General features: G+C 43.1%; 5 protein-coding genes. All 5 read right to left on the bottom strand.

The genetic code is table 11. The annotated features are described in order from the left end of the window. Positions 1 to 445 (bottom strand): aldehyde dehydrogenase family protein (locus tag A3757_RS09120; protein WP_156506265.1); only part of this gene is annotated, 445 nt, incomplete at its 3' end. A 14-nt stretch (positions 446 to 459) separates the two neighbouring features. After that, entirely contained in the window at positions 460 to 1,833 is a 1,374-nt protein-coding gene (locus A3757_RS09115; protein WP_156490408.1) for a glutamine synthetase family protein, read from the bottom strand. A gap of 154 nt (positions 1,834 to 1,987) precedes the next feature. Next, positions 1,988 to 3,289, bottom strand: coding sequence for a DUF1302 family protein (locus A3757_RS09110; RefSeq protein ID WP_068633838.1), 1,302 nt, complete (start codon positions 3,287 to 3,289; stop codon positions 1,988 to 1,990). A gap of 11 nt (positions 3,290 to 3,300) precedes the next feature. Continuing rightward, entirely contained in the window at positions 3,301 to 4,185 is an 885-nt protein-coding gene (locus A3757_RS09105; RefSeq protein WP_068506535.1) for an outer membrane lipoprotein-sorting protein, read from the bottom strand. Then, the coding region (locus tag A3757_RS09100) for an MMPL family transporter (RefSeq protein WP_156506264.1) at positions 4,182 to 4,976 on the bottom strand (795 nt) is incomplete at its 5' end. The genes A3757_RS09100 and A3757_RS09105, both read right to left, overlap by 4 nt.

The raw sequence follows: 4,976 nt of genomic DNA, 5'->3' as shown, positions 1-4,976 counted from the left end.
ATAAAGCTGGAATAATAGAGTTGATCGGTGTGTGTAGAGGGTAATTCCATGGTGCTAGAACTGCTACCGTTCCAACCGGACACTTTTTAATGAAGCGCTTAAACCCAGGCTTATCGTCAACCTCGTTTGACGCAAGGCATCGATCAGATATTGAGATCATATGACGGGCGCGTGCTGCAAAACTGGAAACTTCGCCTTCTGCATATCGTATCGGTCGTCCCATTTGCCAACATAGCTCTTCAGCTATAAGCTCTTTTTTTTCTTCAAAGCACTCTACAGCTAACGAACAAATGTGCTTCTTTTTTTCCAAGGGTACCAAAGCCCAGTCATCTTGCGCTTTATCTGCAAGCAGCACCGCTTCAAGCATCTGCTCTTCGCCAACCAACTCTCTTTGAACATATAGAGAGCCATCAATTGGCGAATAGGTTTTCAGTTTTCTAGCCATAATATGTCTTCTAGTTAAATAATCTCGAAATACCGGTCCATTTCCCAGTCACTAATGTGCTTGCGAAACTCTCGCTCTTCCCATTCTCGGCTCGATGCAAAATGCTCTACAAAGGCATCGCCAAATAGGCCTCTCGCCTCTTTAGACTCCTTTAGAGCTTGCGCCGCCTCCCAAAGTGTTGCAGGAAGTTTTAATGCGCTGGGATGCGTTTGTGAATACGCATCACCAACAACCATTGGTGTCGGTTCAAGTTTGTGCTCGATACCATACAAACCTGAAGCAAGCGCCGCTGCCAAGGTTAGATACGGGTTACCATCTGCCGAGCCTAAACGATACTCGACTCTCTGCGACTTCGCTGAACCAGGTATAACGCGCAGCGAGCAAGTACGATTCTCAACGCCCCATGTAGCATCGGTTGGCGCCCAAAAGCCTGGAATTAGTCGCGTATAACTATTAACCGTTGGCGCAATCAATGACAAGAACTTTGGCATCAATAACTGCTGACCCGCAACGAAATGCCTTTGAGTATCACTCATCGAATAATCTTTACTTTGATCAAAAAAGACTGACTCATTTGTCTTCGCATCGTTTAAGGAAATATGAATATGGCCGCTTTGGCCTGGGTAGTCGGCCGACCACTTAGCCATAAAGGTGGCCATCAATTCATTTTTTTGGGCCAATACTTTAATGAAAGTTTTAAATAGCGACGCTTTATCGGCGGCATTTTGTGCGGTATCAACAGCTATCGCAGCCTCAAGAACACCTGGCCCGGTTTCTGTATGTAGACCTTCAATCGGAAAATCCATTTCCTCCGCAAGCCCAAGGATTTGTGCATATAAGTCGTGATGAACGCTTCCCCTTAAAACAGAGTAACCAAAGTTATCCGGCGTAAAAGGCTCAAGGTTTCGAAAGCCTTTTTCTCTTACGCTTTTTGGGGTTTCGTTAAATAGAAAGAATTCATACTCTAGCGCTGCATTGGCAGAAAAGCCCATTGAGTCTGCTTTTTGTAATATCCTATTCAAAAGATTGCGCGGACAGAGCACTGCCGCGGCACCTACGAATTCACAAATAAAAAGTAAAGTACCTTGCTCAAAAGGAATCTCCCTACAGCTTTCGGGAATAATTCGTACAGAGGCATCTGGGTAGGCTGTATGCCAGCCAGTGTAACTGACATTGTCGTATAACTGATCTTTCGAGTCCCAGCCCAAAACAACATCGCAAAAACCAAAACCCTTGTCGAGCCCAGCAAAGAACTTATCTTTGCTCATATATTTACCGCGCATCACGCCGTCTATATCGAAAAGACCAACTTTGACATGCTTTATTCCACGAAGATTTACAATATGCTTCGCATCTTCAATCGTTTTTACAGATCTGGCTTCCATCATATTATCCAAATATTTTTATTTTATAATCGCATCTAGCCTTAAGTTTAGGTTAGAAATGTTACATGCGCATAAAACTGCGGTGCATTAATAAAAACTAAGAGGAAATTACTAACAATGCGAGATAAGTGGGAGCTCGCTAAGCAATTAGAAATCGCTAGAATTGGGCTTCTATTTTAAAGGTGCTGCTAAGTTTTGAATCAGGATAAACTGGGTCATTTGAGCCGCTTTTGCTGGCATAGCTAAGCGCAAGAGATAACTGAACATAGTCATTAAAGTCATACTCAGATGCCAGATTCAACACAAATAGCTCAGAGACAGTAGACCAAGCCCCAAGCACACTCAAGCCGAGCACATCATTAAAGTACTCCTTGCTCCATGAAACATTCCAGATCTCGTTATAGATGGTACGATTCGTATCTTGCTCTAGACTTTTAAAACGCCATACACCAGCATTCACTTGATGATTAGCGGCACTTAGATATTCAAAACCTAGCGCAATTTCAAGCCTGTTTTCTAAGTTTTCAGGCCGACCACTCAGCGCATATACTGAAGAGAGTTGATTTGTTTTATAGGCCAAATCAAGCTCGTACATAATGCTTCCCTGATTGATACCCAGCGAAAGCCCATAGAGTTCGTAACGCTGACTATAAGGTGTGCTTTGAAAAGTATTCTTATCGATTAGTATGGAGAAATGATTAGCATACAGGCGGGCATAGCTTAACGAGAGATCAAAAGCCTGCTTAGCCAAACTTAAACGCCCTCCCCATTCGTCGCCCATCCCTGATCTGGCAATACGTTCTAATTCGCTTTCGAAATGAGAGAAACGATTCAACAGAGCATCTTCTTGATAGAACAGCTCAGCTGTAAGATCGTTTTGATAGCAGCGAAAAAGAGCCATCTCTGACGAGAGTCTGATATCACTAAAATCAGTCAATAAGGGTTTAGTGAAGTCAACTGGTGATATGACATCAAGCGCATTAGCACCCTCTACTCGCCCCCAGAACAAGGTTTGACGTCCAAGCTTTGCAACGCAATCCGAAAAACTTACCTGCAACCAGGCTTCATTTAACTCTCTATTCGTATAGGACTCTCCATAGTCACGAGATAGATTCTCTGGAGAGAAAAAGTGTGTTACCTCATAATCTATACGTGCATACGCACCCGACCAAAGGGGTGTATCCAGCTCAAGCCTCATACCAATATTTGACTGTTCAACATGCCGACCGTATGCCAATTCACGCGTGACAGACACGCTAAATATATCTATGAGCATAGCTGAAGACGAACCTGGCCTTTCGTGAGAGTCTTCGCCTAGTTCGAATTCATCGCTAAGTAACAGTGATTCTTCAGCAAGTAAGCTAGTATCATCGTAGACCTCATCCTGCTCTAGTAAGTCTTCACATATAGCAAGGCCACAATATGAGAGCAAATAAGTGACTAGTAGGAATCTAAGCATTAGTGTAACTATCACTTAAAGTGCTTTCTCAGTTTCGACAAATGCTGTTCACGGAAGGCAAAATCGTTGAGGCTACGCTGGGTCAAAAACGCTTCATCTAGCGCAACGCCAAGAACAACTTGTTCATTTACGATGGTTGATAAGCGCTTAGATTGCAGATTAAAGACCGTAATTTCACGCGCTAGCCACTTCCCGGACAGCTTCTCGTATTTTTTCATCAGAGTGCGTTTGTAAAGCTTGCCATGCTTGTCGTAACCTTGCACTTTAAGCGCTACAAATTTTTCTTTATCAATCCATAGAAGTAGCTTGCTATAGTTAGTCTTTCTTAGACGCACAGGCTTTGGTTTCGCTTCTATAACCCAAACTTGAGTTTGACCGTACTTTCCTTCTTGCAAAATCTTGTAGTCATATTCATCAGTTTTGCCACTTTCCATATCTTCTGTTGTAAACTCAGAACCAAAGAAAGCGACTGGTTCTTGATCATCAGATGAGCCACTCACCATTCGTTTCACCTTCCCCAAGGCAGACAGGTATAACCAAGACTCGGTATCTCTTGAATCATCTTCGTAGCTATATGTCAGCATGCCCACACCTTTTTCGCGGGCGGGTTCTAGAATGATAGAGATAGCTTTGCTGTCTTTTTTATTAACGCCAGCCTGAATGCTGTAGGATTCAAATCGTTTGATTCGTTTTGACTCGGTGCACGACACTTTCTTGCTCTTGATTTGAAAAGGACAAGAAGAAAGTGTCGATAGACTTAAGTTCATATCAGCCGTTTCTCGCTGAACTACATCCACTTTTTCCATAATACTTTTCGCATCATTAGCAGCTTGAGACAGTGTGCTAAATGCAATTAGCATCACCAAGGCCGAGACCTTAAAGCTTATCGTTTTCATGCGCCGACCTCCTCTTGACGAACAAGCGCTGCCATATGTTTTTTCCGCCCTAAATCTGGTTTTAGCCAGCTTATCAAGGCAGGCAGTAATAGTAAGTCTGAAGACAAAGCAACTACGATTGATAATGAACCAAAAATACCGGTTTTTGCCAGTCCCATATAGTCTGAGAAGGCAAGCATTGAAAAGCCAATCCCTAAGACTAGGGTAGTAAATGTTACCGCCTGGCCAACTTCTGAGATGGTGCTTTTAAGAGCCGCGTCAACATCACCAAGTTCAAACCACGCATCTCGATAATGTGCAACAAAGTGAATAGTGTCATCCACGGCAATACCAATAATTAAGGGAGCAATAATCAACGTGTCCGTATCTAAAGGTATATCTAGCAAGCCCATCAGACCGAAGGTAAAGAATGCTGGCAGGAGATTAGGAATCATTGAAATCAACCCTGCTTGCACAGAACCTAAAGAGAATATTAACAAGATCGTGATAATAACCAGTGCAAAAGCGAAACTCTTGATTTGTGCCCAGCTGATGTGATCGATTAACTCCATCATTAAGGCTAACTGACCTGTAACACTTACTTCAAGATCTGGATACTGAGCCTTTAAAGGTTCAAAATAACGATCTAGGTCAAGTTGAACCTGCTCAAAGAAATGGGTGTATTCGAACGAGCCCTTGTTCCGCAATTGAGCTGAAATATGAGTCTTGGAGTAGTCATCGCTTACAACATTTCTTCGGTCTCGGCTGTTGGCATTATCAAAGAGGTAAAGAAGCTGCGCCGCTAGAACTGG

Source organism: Oleiphilus sp. HI0117 (assembly GCF_001635235.1).
Note: the sequence above shows the minus strand (reverse complement) of the source record. Positions and strands in the feature narration are given on the sequence as shown.